This is a genomic window from Nonomuraea sp. NPDC000554, assembly GCF_040300065.1.
Classification (GTDB): Bacteria; Actinomycetota; Actinomycetes; order Streptosporangiales; family Streptosporangiaceae; genus Nonomuraea.
In genome coordinates, this window is the sequence record NZ_JBEPDC010000036.1 from 71,060 (window position 1) to 85,490 (window position 14,431).

At 69.8% G+C, this 14,431-nt stretch carries 16 protein-coding genes; 5 read left to right on the forward strand and 11 right to left on the reverse strand.

What is annotated here, in order from left to right; genetic code table 11:
* Positions 1 to 5: 5 nt before the first annotated feature.
* Positions 6 to 485 (forward strand): Tn3 family transposase, encoded by a 480-nt coding sequence (locus tag ABT294_RS43975; protein ID WP_350812431.1) that lies wholly within the window; start codon positions 6 to 8, stop codon positions 483 to 485.
* A gap of 103 nt (positions 486 to 588) precedes the next feature.
* Here ABT294_RS43975 and ABT294_RS43980 read toward each other — a convergent pair whose 3' ends face one another.
* From ABT294_RS43980 to ABT294_RS43990, 3 genes are all read right to left on the reverse strand, one after another.
* Positions 589 to 2,079 carry an FAD-dependent monooxygenase gene (locus ABT294_RS43980; protein ID WP_350812432.1) on the reverse strand — a complete coding sequence of 497 codons (1,491 nt, stop codon included), beginning with the start codon at positions 2,077 to 2,079 and terminating at the stop codon, positions 589 to 591.
* A gap of 171 nt (positions 2,080 to 2,250) precedes the next feature.
* Complete coding sequence (gene sigJ, locus ABT294_RS43985; protein WP_350812433.1) at positions 2,251 to 3,144, reverse strand: RNA polymerase sigma factor SigJ; 894 nt, start codon at positions 3,142 to 3,144, stop codon at positions 2,251 to 2,253.
* Entirely contained in the window at positions 3,141 to 4,310 is a 1,170-nt protein-coding gene (locus ABT294_RS43990; protein ID WP_350812434.1) for an NAD(P)/FAD-dependent oxidoreductase, read from the reverse strand. Before ABT294_RS43990 ends, sigJ begins: the two co-directional genes overlap by 4 nt.
* A gap of 74 nt (positions 4,311 to 4,384) precedes the next feature.
* On the opposite strand from ABT294_RS43990, the gene ABT294_RS43995 reads away from it, so the two are divergent.
* Positions 4,385 to 4,741, forward strand: coding sequence for a site-specific integrase (locus tag ABT294_RS43995; protein WP_350812435.1), 357 nt, complete (start codon positions 4,385 to 4,387; stop codon positions 4,739 to 4,741).
* A 296-nt stretch (positions 4,742 to 5,037) separates the two neighbouring features.
* On the opposite strand, the gene ABT294_RS44000 is transcribed toward ABT294_RS43995, so the two are convergent.
* The 8 genes from ABT294_RS44000 to ABT294_RS44035 all read right to left on the reverse strand — a co-directional run bounded on the left by ABT294_RS44000 (position 5,038) and on the right by ABT294_RS44035 (position 12,338).
* Positions 5,038 to 5,277 (reverse strand): hypothetical protein, encoded by a 240-nt coding sequence (locus ABT294_RS44000; protein WP_350812436.1) that lies wholly within the window; start codon positions 5,275 to 5,277, stop codon positions 5,038 to 5,040.
* Positions 5,278 to 5,409: 132 nt separating this feature from the next.
* A complete protein-coding gene (locus ABT294_RS44005; protein WP_350812437.1) occupies positions 5,410 to 7,188 on the reverse strand; it encodes an oligopeptide/dipeptide ABC transporter ATP-binding protein in 1,779 nt (592 codons plus the stop codon).
* Positions 7,179 to 7,967, reverse strand: coding sequence for an ABC transporter permease (locus tag ABT294_RS44010; protein ID WP_350812438.1), 789 nt, complete (start codon positions 7,965 to 7,967; stop codon positions 7,179 to 7,181). The genes ABT294_RS44005 and ABT294_RS44010 overlap by 10 nt, the downstream gene beginning before the upstream one ends.
* Positions 7,964 to 8,608 carry an ABC transporter permease gene (locus tag ABT294_RS44015; RefSeq protein ID WP_350812439.1) on the reverse strand — a complete coding sequence of 215 codons (645 nt, stop codon included), beginning with the start codon at positions 8,606 to 8,608 and terminating at the stop codon, positions 7,964 to 7,966. Before ABT294_RS44015 ends, ABT294_RS44010 begins: the two co-directional genes overlap by 4 nt.
* 40 nt (positions 8,609 to 8,648) lie before the next feature.
* Entirely contained in the window at positions 8,649 to 8,870 is a 222-nt protein-coding gene (locus tag ABT294_RS44020) for a hypothetical protein (protein WP_350812440.1), read from the reverse strand.
* An 18-nt stretch (positions 8,871 to 8,888) separates the two neighbouring features.
* Entirely contained in the window at positions 8,889 to 10,445 is a 1,557-nt protein-coding gene (locus tag ABT294_RS44025) for an ABC transporter substrate-binding protein (RefSeq protein WP_350812441.1), read from the reverse strand.
* 11 nt (positions 10,446 to 10,456) lie between these two features.
* Complete coding sequence (locus ABT294_RS44030; protein ID WP_350812442.1) at positions 10,457 to 11,977, reverse strand: serine hydrolase domain-containing protein; 1,521 nt, start codon at positions 11,975 to 11,977, stop codon at positions 10,457 to 10,459.
* A 202-nt stretch (positions 11,978 to 12,179) separates the two neighbouring features.
* Positions 12,180 to 12,338 (reverse strand): hypothetical protein, encoded by a 159-nt coding sequence (locus ABT294_RS44035; protein WP_350812443.1) that lies wholly within the window; start codon positions 12,336 to 12,338, stop codon positions 12,180 to 12,182.
* Between the two features lie 338 nt (positions 12,339 to 12,676).
* Here ABT294_RS44035 and ABT294_RS44040 point away from each other — a divergent pair, with 338 nt between their 5' ends.
* The 3 genes from ABT294_RS44040 to ABT294_RS44050 are packed head-to-tail and all read left to right on the forward strand — an operon-like array spanning position 12,677 to position 14,395.
* A complete protein-coding gene (locus ABT294_RS44040) occupies positions 12,677 to 13,537 on the forward strand; it encodes an SDR family NAD(P)-dependent oxidoreductase (RefSeq protein WP_350812444.1) in 861 nt (286 codons plus the stop codon).
* Positions 13,538 to 13,547: 10 nt separating this feature from the next.
* A complete protein-coding gene (locus tag ABT294_RS44045) occupies positions 13,548 to 14,219 on the forward strand; it encodes a MerR family transcriptional regulator (protein WP_350812445.1) in 672 nt (223 codons plus the stop codon).
* A complete protein-coding gene (locus ABT294_RS44050) occupies positions 14,216 to 14,395 on the forward strand; it encodes a hypothetical protein (RefSeq protein WP_350812446.1) in 180 nt (59 codons plus the stop codon). Before ABT294_RS44045 ends, ABT294_RS44050 begins: the two co-directional genes overlap by 4 nt.
* Positions 14,396 to 14,431: the final 36 nt, after the last annotated feature.

Sequence of the window (14,431 nt, forward strand, 5' to 3'; positions counted from 1 at the left end):
GTCAGGTGCTTTCCACGTACACCCATGTCTCCGATCAGTGGTCGACGTACGGCACGAAGATCATCGTGCCGACGGCGCGGGAGGCGCACTTCGTCCTGGACGACTTCCTGGGCAACGCGACCGACCTTCCGATCGCCGAGCACGCGACCGACAGTCACGGAGCGACGTTGATCAACTTTGCGTTGTTCGATCTGGTCGGCAAGGCGTTGACTCCGCGGTTGCGGGACCTGACCCGGGTCACCCTGGTCCGTGACGACACGCCGACCGAGATCGCCAAGCGCTACCCGCACGCCGGGCCGCTGCTGGGCGCCCGCTGGAATGAGGACCTCATCGCCGACTGCTGGCCCGATCTCCTGCGGATGGCCGGGTCGCTGAAGTACGGCCAGGCCACCGCCTCGCTGATCGTCGGTAAGTGGTCGGCCGCTTTATCGACCCGGGCCGCGGCCGTGGCCCGGCCGATCGATTGGGGCTGGCCGTTGAACTAGAGACCTTGCCTTGGTTGGGGTTCGTGCCGGATGAGGTGACCTCGGCTCCGCCACTGGCGGTGGCCCGGCTGGCCGAGCGGCTGGCGGCCGCTGCGCCCGGCCGTCACGGACGCGACCGGTGGTGTACGTGCGCACCGCGAAGGCCGGCCGGGCCGAGCCACGTCGTGAGGGCGGTCCGGAGCGCGTCGACGTCTGGCCGCTCGCCGGCGCGGGTGACCCAGGCGACATGTCCGTCGGGACGGATGAGTACGGCGTCCGCGCCCAGATCGGAGCCCTCGGCGAGACGGGCGCGAACGAGATCGACTCGGTCCGCCCAGCCGGTCACGACGGTGTCGAGCGGTGGGAGACCGCCAAGATCCAGCAGAACCGCATGGGCGCGGTGCAGGAGCTCGTAGACGCGGCCGCGGTCGAGGTCGAGATCCGGGATCCGGCGGCCGAGAAGGTCGTCGGTCCCCTCCATCGGGTACTGGAGGTCGGTTGCCGTGATCATGCCGGCCAGGCGCAGCCGTACCTCGTCGATGCCGATGAGATCGCCCAGCATCTGGCGTAGAGCGGAGGTGTGGTCGTCCACCCGCCAGAGGGCGGTCTGGGCGCGGGTGTTGTGCAGGACGCGGGCGGCGACCGGGTGGCGTTCGGCGTGGTAGGTGTCGAGCAGCAGGTCGGGGGCGTGGCCGCGGACGACGGCGGCGAGCTTCCAGCCGAGGTTGACCGCGTCCTGCACGCCGGTGTTCAGGCCCTGACCGCCCGCCGGGAAGTGGATGTGCGCGGCGTCGCCGGCCAGGAGAACCCGGCCCACGCGGTAACGGTCGGCCTGGCGTGCCGCGTCGCCGTGCTGGGAGAGCCAGCGCGCTGAGTGCATCCCGTAATCCGTCCCGGCGATCTTGAGCAAGGACTTGCGGAGGGTCTCCAGGGTCATCGGTTCGTCCCGGCCGGCGACGTGCTCGAACTCGTTGGTCAGCACCCGGTACCAGTCCGGGCCGTACGACAGCACCGAGAACCTGCCGTGCTCGCGCCGCTCCTGGAAGATGTCGGCCGCGGGCGGCTCGGCGAGCTCGACGTCGCCGAGCATCGCGGTCATCGTGGCCGGGGTGCCGGGGAACTCGATGCCGGCGAGCCCGCGCACGGTGCTGCGGCCCCCGTCGCAGCCGACGAGGTAGTCCGCCCGGACGCGCGACCCGTCCGCGAGCTCCACCGTGACACCCGTTTCGTCCTGGGTGAACCCCGTCACCTCGGCGTCGCGGCGCAGCCGTACCCCCAACTGCGCCGCGCGCTCCTCCAGCAGCCGTTCCACCTCGGCCTGCAAGATGAGCAGAGCGTACGGATATCGCGTCGCCATATCGGATAGGTCGAGACCGAGTCCGGAGAAGTGCACGTCCTGCCGCGGCCGTCCGCGCTCGAGGAACCCGTCGAGCAGACCCCGCTGATCGAGCATCTCCATGGTGCGGATGTGCAGGCCTCCGGCCCGCGATTCCACTGTTCGAGGCTCCGGGAGCCGCTCGAGGACGAGCACATCGATCCCGGCGAGCCCCAGCTCGCACGCGAGCATCAGCCCGGTCGGCCCCGCCCCAGCGATCACTACCTGTGTATCGGTCATGGTCAACTCCTTGGTCATCCTTCAGTCGAATTGGTCAACACACGCATCGGGCGGAGACGCGTTCGTTGATCGCCACAGGACGTGTCACCTGCCGCGCCGCATCTGCAGCGGCAACTCCGCTTGCGCCAGACATGCGCGATCGCGACCTACTGCGCTGCGGCTTGCCGACTCCTACCGGCTGATCTGACGCGGAACCGTCACCGCGAGGAGCTTGTCCGGGTTGCGGATGACGTAGAAGTTGGTGATCTTCCCGTCGCCGACCTCGAACAGGCAGACGCCCACCAGGTGATCGCCGTCGTAGGCGGCCATCGCGGGCGCGTTGTTGCAGTTGACCATCTCGATCCGCGAGTCCGGCAACCGCCCCACGCGGAACAGTTCCATGACAAGCACGGCCACTTTCTCCGCGCCCACCACCGGCTGGCGCGCCGCGGTGACCTTGCCGCCGCTGTCGGCGGTCCACGTGGCGCCCGGCGCGAGCAGTGAGAGCAGCCCCTCCAGGTCACCGGTGGCCGCCGCGGACATGAACTGCTCGGTGATCCGCGTGGTCGTCCCAGCGTCGACGGGGTCGAAACGTTTACGCCGCGCCTGTACGTGCCCGCGGGCACGGCGCGCCATCTGGCGCACCGTCACCACGGACTTGCCCACCGCTGCGGCGATCTCGTCGTAGCCGAACCCGAACACCTCGCGCAGCACGAACACCGCGCGCTCATCGGGGGTGAGTGTTTCGAGCAGGACGAGCATCGCCATCGACACCGACTCGGCGAGCACCACATCGGCCGACGCGTCGTTCTCCTCCAGCAGCAGCGGCTCGGGCAGCCAGGAGCCGACGTACTCCTCGCGACGGCGCGTGCCGGCCCGCAAGGCGTTGAGCGCCTGACGGGTCACCAGCTGTGCCAGATACGACTTGGTGTCCCGCACCGTCGCGAGGTCCACGTCGGCCCACCGCAGATAGCTGTTCTGCAGCACGTCGTCGGATTCGGTCGCCGAGCCGAGTATCTCGTACACGATGGTGAACAGCAGCGGCCGCAACACGGTGAATCGCTCGGCATGCTCGTCGGCGCTCACGGGGAGGTGACCGCCCGCGCCGCGGAGGCCGGCTGTTCGGGGCGCGGGCCACCCTTGGGCCAGCCCATGGAACCCGGCTTGCCTGCCTCCAGACGGATCCTCTTCGACACCACGAACTTGCAGGTCACTTCCTTGATTATTGCGCCCATGCGGCCGGGGATGTAGATGTTCACCGCGGTGTCGTCCTTACCGGCGATCTGTCTGATGCCGGCGTGCCGGCCGAGGCTGACGCACGCGCCCGTGAAGGCCAGGTTGATCACCGCCGGTTCGGTCCCTGCGATGAGGCTCAGCACGGTGTCGGCGGCCTGCGCCCCGAGCGGTCCTGCGGCGTAGCCGCTCATCCGCAGCGGCTGACCCGACGGTGCGGCGGCGTCGCCGGCCGCGACGATGCGGTCGTCGTCGATGCTGGTCAGCGTCTCGTCGGTGAGCAGCCGGCCGAGCGCGTCGGTGCGCAGCCCGCTCGCCGCCGCCAGCTCCGGCAGGCCGAAACCGGCCGTCCAGATGGTCAGTGCGCTCGGACGCACCACACTGTCGGCAGAACCGTCGGCCAGGACGACCGAGTCCGGCCGGACCTCGGTCACCGCGCCGCCCTCGAGCACGGCGACACCATGGCGGGTCAGCCATTTGGCGACGTATCGGCGCCCCCCTGCGCTCAGGTAGGGCGCCAGGGTCCGGCCGCACACCAGCGTGACCTTGCGCCCTTGTTCGGCCAGTTCGGCGGCCGTCTCGACGCCGGTCAATCCGCCGCCGACCACGGTGACCGGAGCATCGAGGGGCAACTCCTCCAGCCTGGCGCGCAGCCGCTGCGCGGACTCCAATTCCGCGATGGGCCAAGCGAATTCGGCCGCGCCTGGCACCGAGGGGACCGCGCCAGTGCTGCCGACGGCGTAGATGATGTAGTCGTAGTCCAGCGCGCGGCCCGACGTCAGCCGCACGGTGCGGGCGGCGATGTCAATGCGCGTTGCGCTGTCGACGACCAGCTGGATGCCCTCGCCGAGCAGCGTGCCGTAGTCAATCGTGGCGTCGCCGGTACGGGCCACGAACTGGTGCAGCCGGATGCGTTCGACGAACTCCGGGCGCGGATTGACCAGAGTGATGTCGACGTCGGCGCGCATCCGCAGACGATTGGCCGCCAGCGTTCCGGCGTAACCGCCACCGATGACCACGACCTTGTGGGATGTGTTGTGTTCGGTCATGCCCTCAGGACACCGGGGATCGCAGAGACGTGACAGGACGCGACGTGACGTGCGTCACTCCACTCAAGAGCGCGGAACACGCCGCGGTGATGGACCACTGGAAGAGCGCGGCCGCTGCCACCTGGAACCGGCACCTGTCCGCCCTGTGCTCCTTCACCACCTGGGCCCAGCGCCAGGACCTGCTGGCCACCAACCCGGACCGACGTCTGGAGCGCCGCAAACCCGCCCGCTGCATCCCGGCCGCCCGGCTGGAGACGCTCTTCACCGACCCCGCCCACGCCCTGCGCGAACGACTGCTGTGGCGGCTGCTGTACGATGCGGCCGCCCGCGCCGAGGAAATCCTCACCCTCAACATCGAAGACCTCGACCTGGAATTCCGGCGCGCCCGCGTCGTCTCCTAGGGCGGCGCCATCGAGTACGTGCACTGGGCCACCCCGACAGCCCGGCTGCTGCCCCGCCTGCTGACCGGCCGCACCTGCGGGCCGGTGTTCCTAGCCGACCGGCGCGCTCCAGCATCTGGCCCAAGCCGGCCGCACCGCACCCGAACTGCAGGCCAAGTCCCGCCACCAGCACCTGGCCAGCCTCGGCCGCTACGTCCGCCTCGGCGAGGAGACCTCCGCCCGCGTCACCGCCGAAGCCGACCCCTTCCAGCGCCGCCGCCCCCGCTGACCGTCCCACCGGCGGGTGAGCACCGCGCTCATGAAGGCAACCAGCAGCGTCTGTAGGCGGCCACTTCCATTGCCGCATCGCGGCCGGGACCGGTGTAGGCCACCAGGAAGGACGTGCTCACCCGGCCGCCCCCGATGACGAACCCGGGCCGGGTGTCGCCGAACTCCACCAACCCGGCGCCACGCAGGATGTCACGGACCCGCTCGGCGTCGCGATTCCGCTCGCTCCAAAGCGGCCTCCTGCCCTGGCCGTACCCGAGGGAAGCCACCCGCGTGCAGCTTGAGCGCCAGCCCGACACCGCGTCCCTGCTGGTCCGGCAGCACTCCGGCTACGTGCGAGTGCAGCGAGCCCGACACGGTGCGGAAGGCCACCGCCTTCACCGTTGGCCAAGCGCCCCACGTTACTCATCCGACTTTGTGCTGATCTCCTGCAGCCGTAGTTGCAGGGCGAGCGCCAAGCGCAGATCCTGATCGTCAAGGTCGATCACCTCGCTGAGCCGACGCAGCCGGTGGCGCAGGCTGTTGGAATGCAACACCAGCGCCTCGGCGGCGCGCGGGATGTCGTACCCGGCGGCGATCCAGCAGCGCAGCGTCCTGACGTAGTCGGTACCGTGCCGGGCGTCGTGGTCGGACACGATCGACAGCGGCTCACCCTCCAGCGAGGGTCGGAACCGCATGGCCTGGAACGTGTCGAGCAGGAACAACGACGCGGCCAACTGGTCGTGTCTACCGATGTTGCCCTTGCCGAAGGACCCGCAGACCACGTCGAGGGCCTGCTGCGCCTGGGAGAGCCCGGCTGGCACGTCGGACAGGTCGTGCAAGGGGCGGCTGATCCCGGCCCGCCACTCCCCGCCGAACTGGTCCGTGGCGCGGGCCAGCACCGTAGTGATGATGGACTCCAGTACCGGCCCGTCCGCTGCGGCGCCGACCACGGCCACCGCGTGCCCCTCGTGGAAGCCGGCCGCCGCTCTCAGCCGGTAGGCTGCCAGACCCGCCCGCAGCAGGTCCCCGGCGTAGGAGGCGGCGGAGTCGGCGGCGGGTCCATCTGCCTTGCCCACGACGACCACCGTGGTTGGAACGTGCGGCGCCAGGCCGAAGGAATCGCCCAGTTCCCTGGTCGGACCCACTCCCTGCAGCAGCCTGCTCAGGCGTTCGGCCCTGATCCGCCGGTCGTGGTCGGCCGCCAGGTTGAACCTGGCCAGGTACGGCGCGGCCAGCCGAGCCCCCTCCGCCAGCACGTCCACGGCGTTCGGCGCCAGCGGCCGCTCTCCCAACACCACCCAGATGCTGCCCAGCGCCTGGCCCCTGTCGCGGACCGCGATGGCCAGCCGGGGGAGGGTCTCCCGCGGCTCGTAGCTCCACACCGCCGTCTCCGAGCGGAGCACCATGGCGTACTCCTCCACGTGCGCGGGCCGCAGCCTGGCGTAACTGGCCGGCAAGCCGACCAGCTCAAGCAGTTCGACGACCGGGCGGCGGTCCTTCGGCCCGGCCATGCTCGCAGCTTCGGCGAGGGCCGCGCCGACCGTCATCGCGGGGTTGAGCGAGGTGGACGGGTCCTGGAACACGCACTGCACCTGTCGGGGATCCCCGCCGTGCAGCTCGATCGTGCCGCCGTCCGGGGTGGCCAGTCCGAGTAGGCATCTGGCAAGGGTCGTCTTGCCGGACCCCGACTCGCCGACCAATCCCAGCCGTTCGCCCTCCTTGATGTGCAGGTCGACACCGTCGAGCGCGACGGCCTTGCCGTACGTCTTGCGCAGCGCCTCGACCCGGAGCAACGGCGGCGCGCCCACGGGTCCCGCGGCAGGAGGGGGGATGTCCGCCTCCCTGTCGACCGGTGGCGCCACGTCATACAGGCAGGCGGTCTGGCGGTCCGGCGCCAGCGGGCGCAGCGGGGGACGCGCCGTGAGGCAGTCGTCCCCGCGTTGCTCGCACCGGTCGGCGAAGGCGCACCGGTCGGTGACGTCGGCGGCGCGCGGCACCGAGCCGGGGATGCCCTCCAACCGGGCGGTCGAGCGCTGAACGGAGGGCAGGGCGCTGATCAGGCCGACGGTGTAGGGATGTCCGGGATCCGCGGCCAAAGACTTGCTGGGACGAGACTCGAGGACTCGGCCTGCGTACATGACCTGCACCCGGTCGCAGAAGTCGAAGGTCACGCGCAGGTCGTGGGTGATCAGCAGCACCGGAGCGTCTCGAAGACGCGGTCGCCGAGGATCGTGGCCACCACCGCGGTGATCGTGATCAGCAGGGTGGGCGCCAGCGACGCCCACGGATTGAGATCGAGGATCGTGCGGTTCTCCTCGATCATCAGCCCCCAGTCCGCGGTCCCCGGAGGCAGCCCGACGCCCAGGAACGACAGGCCGGACATGGCGATCAGCGCGAACACGAAGTTGAGCAGCAAGTTGGCGGTCACCGTCGGCGCCAGGTTGGGTAGTACGTGACGGAACATGATCCGCCGGGCGCTCAGCCGCAGCGTGCGGGCCGCATCGACGTAGGCGAGCTCCCGCTGGGTGAGCGCGAGGCTGCGGATCACCCGGATGCCGGAGGGGGCGCCGAGGACGATGAGCGACACCACCGCGGTGAGGTAGGAGCCGCCTGCGACCCTAACTACCACGATGAGGATGAGCAGGCCGGGCAGCGCGAACATGAGGTCGTTCAACCGCATCAGTACCGCGTCCACCCAGCCACGCCGATAGCCGGTGAGCAGGCCCAATGTGGTGCCCAGCGCTGTCGTCCCGACAGCGATGAAGACCGGGCCGATTAGCGCGGTCCCGGCCCTCACCATGACGCGCGAGAGCACGTCGCGGCCGAGGTGGTCGGTGCCGAGCAGGTGGGTGGCCGACGGACCCACCGCGCCGAGCGCGACGTCCTGGCCCGCCGGATCATAGGGCGCCAGCCATGGCCCGAGCAGCGCCACCAGGGCGACGGCTGCCAGCATGACCCCCCAGGCCAGCCCCTTCATGCGGAGACTCCGTGACGTACCCGCGGGTCGATCACCAGGTAGGCAAGGTCGACCAGCACCATGATCACCACGGCGCCGCCGAGCAGCACCAGCGGGAGGTCCTTCTGGTTGACGGCCTGGATCAGCAGGCTGCCCAGGCCGGGGAGGCTGAAGGCCCGTTCCACGAAGACCGCACCGGACAGGTTTGTCGCGGCGAGTAGTCCGGCGACGGTGAGCACCGGCATGGCGGCGTTGCGCAGCGAATAGCTGCCCCAGATCCGCAGCCGCGACAGCCCGCGGGCTCGGGCAAAGGTCAGATAATCCTGACCGCCGATGTCCAGCGCCGCCGCTCTGGTCTGCCGAATCAACACTGCCGCTTGGCCGAATGCCAGGGCGATGGCGGGAAGGACGTAGTTGCTGACTTGGTCAGAGCCGTAGAGCGGCAGCCACCGTAGCCACACGCCGAAGGTGTACAGCAAGATCAGCGCGATGCCGAACGGCGGGAAGGCCAGCGAGACCAGCGTGCCGAGGGTGACACCCTGATCCAGGACGCCGCCGCGAAGCAGCCCTGCGGCCAGCCCGGCAGGGATGCCGACGGCGATGGTGAGCAGGATCGCGAACCCGGCCAGCGTCGTCGTGACAGGGAGCCGCTCGCCGATCACCGAAAGGACCGGCTGGCGGAAGTAGACAGAGCTGCCGAAGTCACCGGAGAGCGCCGCCGACAGCCACCGCCAGTAGCGGAGAGGGAAGGGCTCGTCGAGGTGGTAGAGCTCGCGGATCGCGGCCCTCGTCTCGGGGGGTCGAGGCGCGCTGGCCGAGCAGCGCCTCCTCCGGCCCGCCCGGCGCGAGGACGAGAAGGCCGTAGGTGAGCACCGAGAGCACCGAGAGCAGGATCACCACCCCGCCAAGCCTTCTTACTGCCACTCTCGCGAAGATCATTTCCTACCTCGCCCTGATGGCACCGATGATGTTGCCTGTCCAGGTCCCGACGGACTCGGTGAACTTCTTGTTGAGCGCGATTCCGAATTGCGAGTAGTAGAGCGGGACAGAGGGCTCCTGCTTGCCGACCTCGGTGAGGATGTCCGTAACGGCCTTCTGCCGTTCCTCGCCCCTGAGTCGCAGCATCCGGTCGATTTCGGCATCCAGCCCGGGAGACGTCTCCTGGGCGAAGTTGAAGCCCTGCGGCTTGGCCGCAGTGCTGCCGAGGATGTCCGGCAGTAGCTCGCCCGGGTCCGATGTGGTGTAGCCGAGCTCCGTCAGGCTCATGGCCAGGCCCTCGTGGCGGAAGAGCTTGGCCTGTGCGGCGTCGTGTGGCATCGCCTGGCGCTCCACCCGGATACCGATCTTGGCAAGGTCGGTATCGATCGACTGGAGCGCGTCGACCAGTACGTCGTCGCTGGCGTAGTTCACCGTGATGGAGAACCCCTTCGGGTACGGCGAGCGCGCCAGCTCGGCCTTGGCCGCGGCCAGGTAGTGGGGGTAGGACGGCAGTGCGGCGACCACCTGTTCGTGTTGTGGACCGTACAGGGCCTGCAACTGCGGCAGCGGCACGACGGTGGAGGCGGGTACGGCCTTGTCGCCGACGGCCACGCGCTGGACGGCGTCGCGGTCCACGGCGTGCGCGATCGCGCGCCGGACGTGCACGTTCGCCAGGTGCTCCTCCTTGACGTTGAGTGCCAAGAAGGCGACGGCGTTGCTCGGGTAGAAGCGGACGTTGACGTCCTTCATACCGGTCCACTTGCGAGCTTCCTGAGGCGGGACGAAGGTGGTGCCGTCCACGGAGCCTGAGGCGATCGCCAGGCGCATGGCCTCCCGCTCGGCGATGGCGGTGACCTTGACCTGGTCGAGCGAGGCGGGGCGTCCCCAGTACTTGTCGTTGCGGATGAGCGTGACGCCGTCGACCGTGAATGAGGCCACCTTGTACGGCCCGGTGCCCAGCGTCGGGGCCTCTGGCGTGCCGAGGTCGTCAGGATTGGCGGTGGCGAGCTTCCTGGGCACCACCTGCCAGATGATCGCGACGTTCGTCAGGAACGTGGGGGTCGGGCTCTCCAACTGGACCGTCACCTCGTGGTCGCCCGTGGCCTCGACCTTCTTCACCATCGCTACCGTGCTGGCCGCCTGCGAGGCGATCTTGGGGTCGAGGTGGCGCCGGAGCGAGTAGGCCACGTCGTCAGCGGTCAGGGGAGTGCCGTCGGAGAACACCACGCCGTCCCTGAGCTTGAACACGTACGTGCCCGGCTTCGGCTCGGTCCACGACTCGGCCAGCGACGGCTGGACCGAGCCGTCCTCGCCGAGCGTTACCGGCGTGTCCAGGATGGCGGTCTGCACCAGGGTGAAAGGGCCGTTGAAGCCGTGGGCGATGTCGAGCACGGTCGGCGGGACGGGGGTGGCCAGAGTGAGCGTCCTGACCCCCGGCTTGTCCGGGCCGCCACCGCCGCCGATGGCGCAGCCGGAGACCAGCAGGACGCCGGCCATCAGGATGCGGAGCCTTGCGAACATCGGATGCCGCCTCACTCGCTGAGCCCGGGCGGGATACCGACCGGGCGGGTGCCGTGGGGCTCGCGGACGAACCGCAGCCGGTGCACGCCGTGCGCGCTGACCAGCAAGTCGTCGCCATCAGGGCGGAGGGTGGCCAGGCCGGCCGTGAAGCCGCCGGCCGGAGCCGGCCTGATCGGAGCCACCAGGTTGAGGCCGAGCTCCAGGAAGCCCTGCTCGGTGATCGTGGCCAGGATTCCGAGCTCCCGGCTGAGGTAGACCGCGGCTGGCAGCATGGCGCCCTCGGCGGGCGGCGCGCAGCGGCGGTAGGTGCGGTCCCGGCCGGGGGCGTGGATCGACTTCACCACGATCGAGTCGGGGGTGGCGCGCAGCCGGAAGGCCTCATGATGCCAGGTGCCGTCGGTGGTGCGCACGAACGTGCCGGAGGGGTGGCCGCCGCTCAGCGTGACGTCGCCGCCGGGCGCGGGCTCGGCCAGGAACGTCTCGTCGGTAATCGGGTCGTGCCAATAACCGGTCAGTGTTTCCACGGTCTTCTCGCGGACCGGCTCAGGGTCTTTCGGCAGCCCAGCGGCCAGGCGCAGCGCTTCGGTGCCGATACTCACCGGGTCGACGGAGGAGTTATTGGTCAGTAGCGCGATGCCGACTCCACGGTCAGGCAGGTAGAGCAGCTGCGAGCGGTAGCCCGGGGCGCCCCCGGCGTGGCCCAGCACGGCCTGGCCGCCGATCGTTGTGTAGTAGAGGCCCAGGCCGTACGCCCGGTCGTGGGCGAGTAGCGCGTCGCGCAGGTCCTCTCCGAGGACCCGGCCGTCCTGCAGGAAGCCGAACCACGGGGCCAGATCGGCGACGCTGGTCGCGACCATGCCGTCGCCGACGGCGCACTCCTCGGTATCCGCGCGGTGCACCCCCTTGTCCGAGATGCCGTACCCGTAGGCGAAGCGCGGCAGCGGCTCCTGGCTGTCGTCGCGGAAGTGGGTGTCGGCCATGCCCAGAGGGGCGAAGAGGTGCTCGGTGGTGAACGCGCGCAGCGTCTGCCCGGTGATCCGCTCGATGGCGGACGTGACGAGGATGTAGCCGGTGTTGGAGTAGGAGAACGCGGTGCCCGGCGCGAAGTTGACGTCAGTCAGGCCCGCGACGAGAACCAGCGCCTGGTCCTGGGTGATCCGGGTGAGCGGTCTGCCGGTCAGGGCGGAGAGGGTCAGCCACTCCCGCAGCCCGCCGGTGTGACGCAGGCACTGGCCGATCGTCACTGGCACGGAGAGCTTGAGCTCCGGCAGGTGCTCGCGGATGTCGTCGTCCAGCGAGAGCCGCCCCTTGCGGCACAGCAGCAGTACGGCCGTGGCGGTGAACTGCTTGCTCATCGAGGCGATGTCGAAGCGGGTCCTTGTGTCGATCGGCACCCCGAACTCCACGCTGGCCAGCCCGGCGACGGCATGATCGACCAGCTTGCCGTCGGCGTAGACCCCGAGAGCGATCCCCGGTTCCTCCGGCCGCACCGTCTCGTGCAGCAGTTCGGACAGGCTGTATGCGAAATTCATGCCGGACATAGTGACAGGGGGGAAAGCCGTCGGGCTTGTGCGAATACGCAAAATAGGTGGGGACCACGTTGGCCTGCGCCACCATGCCGACGAGCGCTCCCTGCCCGTGGGGAGGGGGCGGCATACCGGGAGGCAGACCACACGGCACGGTGTTCGCGCTGCTGGTTACCTGATTTTACATGTTGTGGACGGTTGTGCTTGATCACCAAGGAAGTCTGCTGGTCGCACGCGGTGCCTGGTGGAACCAGGAACGCATGCGGGGCAGCGCGCTTCTGCACAGGTGGAAGGCGGCGTCCAGGGAGGCGCCGACGTCGGCGCGCCACTGCTCGTCAGCAGTGCGCAGCACGGATGCCACCGGCATGACGGCCGTCGCCTGACCCCGGGCACGATGGGCCCACACTCCCTGACGATCGGCGACGCCCTCGACCCGTTCCAGACCTGCCCTTCCGGCAGCGCCCGCCTCCAGCCGCCCTGCCCGCTGGACCTGCTCCGATCAGGAAGCAGTCCTCGCCGGTCAGGCGGTAGACGTTGATGACCTCGGGCACCTGCGCCAGTCTCGATCCGGCTGTGATGTTGTATTCAGCTCGCGGCTCGCGACCGGGCGTTCCATCGCCAGGCTCAAACCCCCGATGCCTGGTGCGCCTCCGTGGTCGCGCCGGTTTTGCGTTCGAGCGCGCTCGAAGCCATAGCGTTCCCGCCATGACGACACAGACCTGGATCATCACCGGCGCGTCCCGCGGTTTCGGGCGCGCACTGGCGGAGTCGGCGCTCGCGGCGGGCGACCACGTGGTGGCGGCGGTGCGCCGACCCGAGAGTGTGGCCGACCTGGAGGCCGACTACCCGGACAACTGCCTGATCGCGAAGTTCGACGCCCGAGACATCGCTGCGGCCGCGGACCTCGTGCGGGACACCCTCGATCGCTTCGGTCAGCTCGACGTGCTCGTCAACAACGCGGGCCGGGCCGTGGTCGGAGCGGTCGAGGAGGTCAGCGACGCGCAACTGCGTGAGCTGATGGATCTGCACCTGTTCGGCCCCGCCGCGCTCGTCCGCGCGGCGCTGCCCGCGATGCGCGCGCGGGGCACCGGGACGATCGTGCAGATGAGCAGCCAGGGCGGACGGATGTCGTTCCCCGGCGTGTCGACGTACTCCGCGTCGAAGTTCGCCCTCGAAGGCTGGTCCGAGGCCTTGGCTGGGGAGGTCGCGCCGTTCGGGATCCGCGTGATGCTCGTTGAGCCCAGCCGGTTCCGGACCGACTTCAACGGGGCTGACGTGCTCGAATTCGCCGAGGCGTCCGAGACCTACCGTGACCTGCTCGCCAACGTCCGCGCGGACATGGCCGGGGCCGACGGCCGCCAGGAAGGCGACCCGGCGCGGGCGGCCGAGATCATCGTGTCCCTCGCGCACAGTGACGAGGTGCCGCTGCGGCTGCCGCTCGGGCGCGAGGCGGTCGAGCGTATCTCGGGTGCATACCGGCGTGGCCTGGACGAGGTCGAGCGGTGGGCCGAGACCGCCCGTGGCGCCGACTTCGAGGGCGTCCCGGCGTCGGTCCGGCCGGTCTAGGCTGGCTGTCATGGCCACCGACGATCTGATGACCAGGGCACTCGAAGCGCTCGGGGACAACGGCCCGCTGTCGGTTGAGGCGATCCACCGCCTCACCGACCCGGCCGACGTGCCCGAGTCGATGATGATCGCTGAGGTCGCCGCCCTCCTCGACATCTCGCCCCACACGCTGCGCTACTACGAGCGGGCCGGGCTGGTCGAGGTGGCCCGCGACAGCAACGGTCATCGCGTCTACGACGCCGAAGCGGTGCGTCGTCTGGTGTTCATCACCCGGATGCGGCTGTCCGGCATGCCGATGCGAGACCTGCAGCACTACATCTCGCTCGTCGACGCCGGGAAGCACACGGTGCCCGAGCGGCTCGACATGCTGCTTGAACATCGCGACGCCACCCGCCGCCGGATCCGTGAGCTGACCCTTTCCCTCACGGCGATCGAGTACAAGATCGCCACATACGGGGGCTTCACCGGGCCGGACGTTCAGGCCCTTGACACCGTCACCCATGCTGTCACCGACACCGACCGCGTGGCACTGCCTCACGAGCCGCTGCGACGGCCACTACCGGCAGGGTGCGCGCGCGACTCCGTCGAGGAGCTGGTCCCCGACGATGACGGCGCGACAGAGGCAGGCGGCGCCGGCCGGCAAGTACAACACCGTCCGCCCGTTCTTGAAACTGCTGGGTGAGTCGAGGTCGCTGGGCTCGGCGGCGGGCGGCCGCCGCGCGCAGCGCCGCCGAACAACGCCGCACGACCTTCCACGCCACCGAGTCCACCGTGACGATCGGGATCTACGGCCCCGACGCCGCCGCTCGCGTCACCTGCCTCCGCGCAGCCCTGGCCGCCCGTGACGATCCACGGTGACATGCGGCGTTCCGAGCATTCCCGGCGAACCGGCCT

Coding starts and splice junctions, on each gene's coding strand:
- ABT294_RS43980 (WP_350812432.1), bottom strand. CDS start 2,079: ATGACCGATACACAGGTAGTGATCGCTGGGGCGGGGCCGACCGGGCTG.
- ABT294_RS44010 (WP_350812438.1), bottom strand. CDS start 7,967: ATGAAGGGGCTGGCCTGGGGGGTCATGCTGGCAGCCGTCGCCCTGGTG.
- ABT294_RS44025 (WP_350812441.1), bottom strand. CDS start 10,445: ATGTTCGCAAGGCTCCGCATCCTGATGGCCGGCGTCCTGCTGGTCTCC.
- ABT294_RS44030 (WP_350812442.1), bottom strand. CDS start 11,977: ATGAATTTCGCATACAGCCTGTCCGAACTGCTGCACGAGACGGTGCGG.
- ABT294_RS44035 (WP_350812443.1), bottom strand. CDS start 12,338: ATGCCGGTGGCATCCGTGCTGCGCACTGCTGACGAGCAGTGGCGCGCC.
- ABT294_RS44040 (WP_350812444.1), top strand. CDS start 12,677: ATGACGACACAGACCTGGATCATCACCGGCGCGTCCCGCGGTTTCGGG.
- ABT294_RS44045 (WP_350812445.1), top strand. CDS start 13,548: ATGGCCACCGACGATCTGATGACCAGGGCACTCGAAGCGCTCGGGGAC.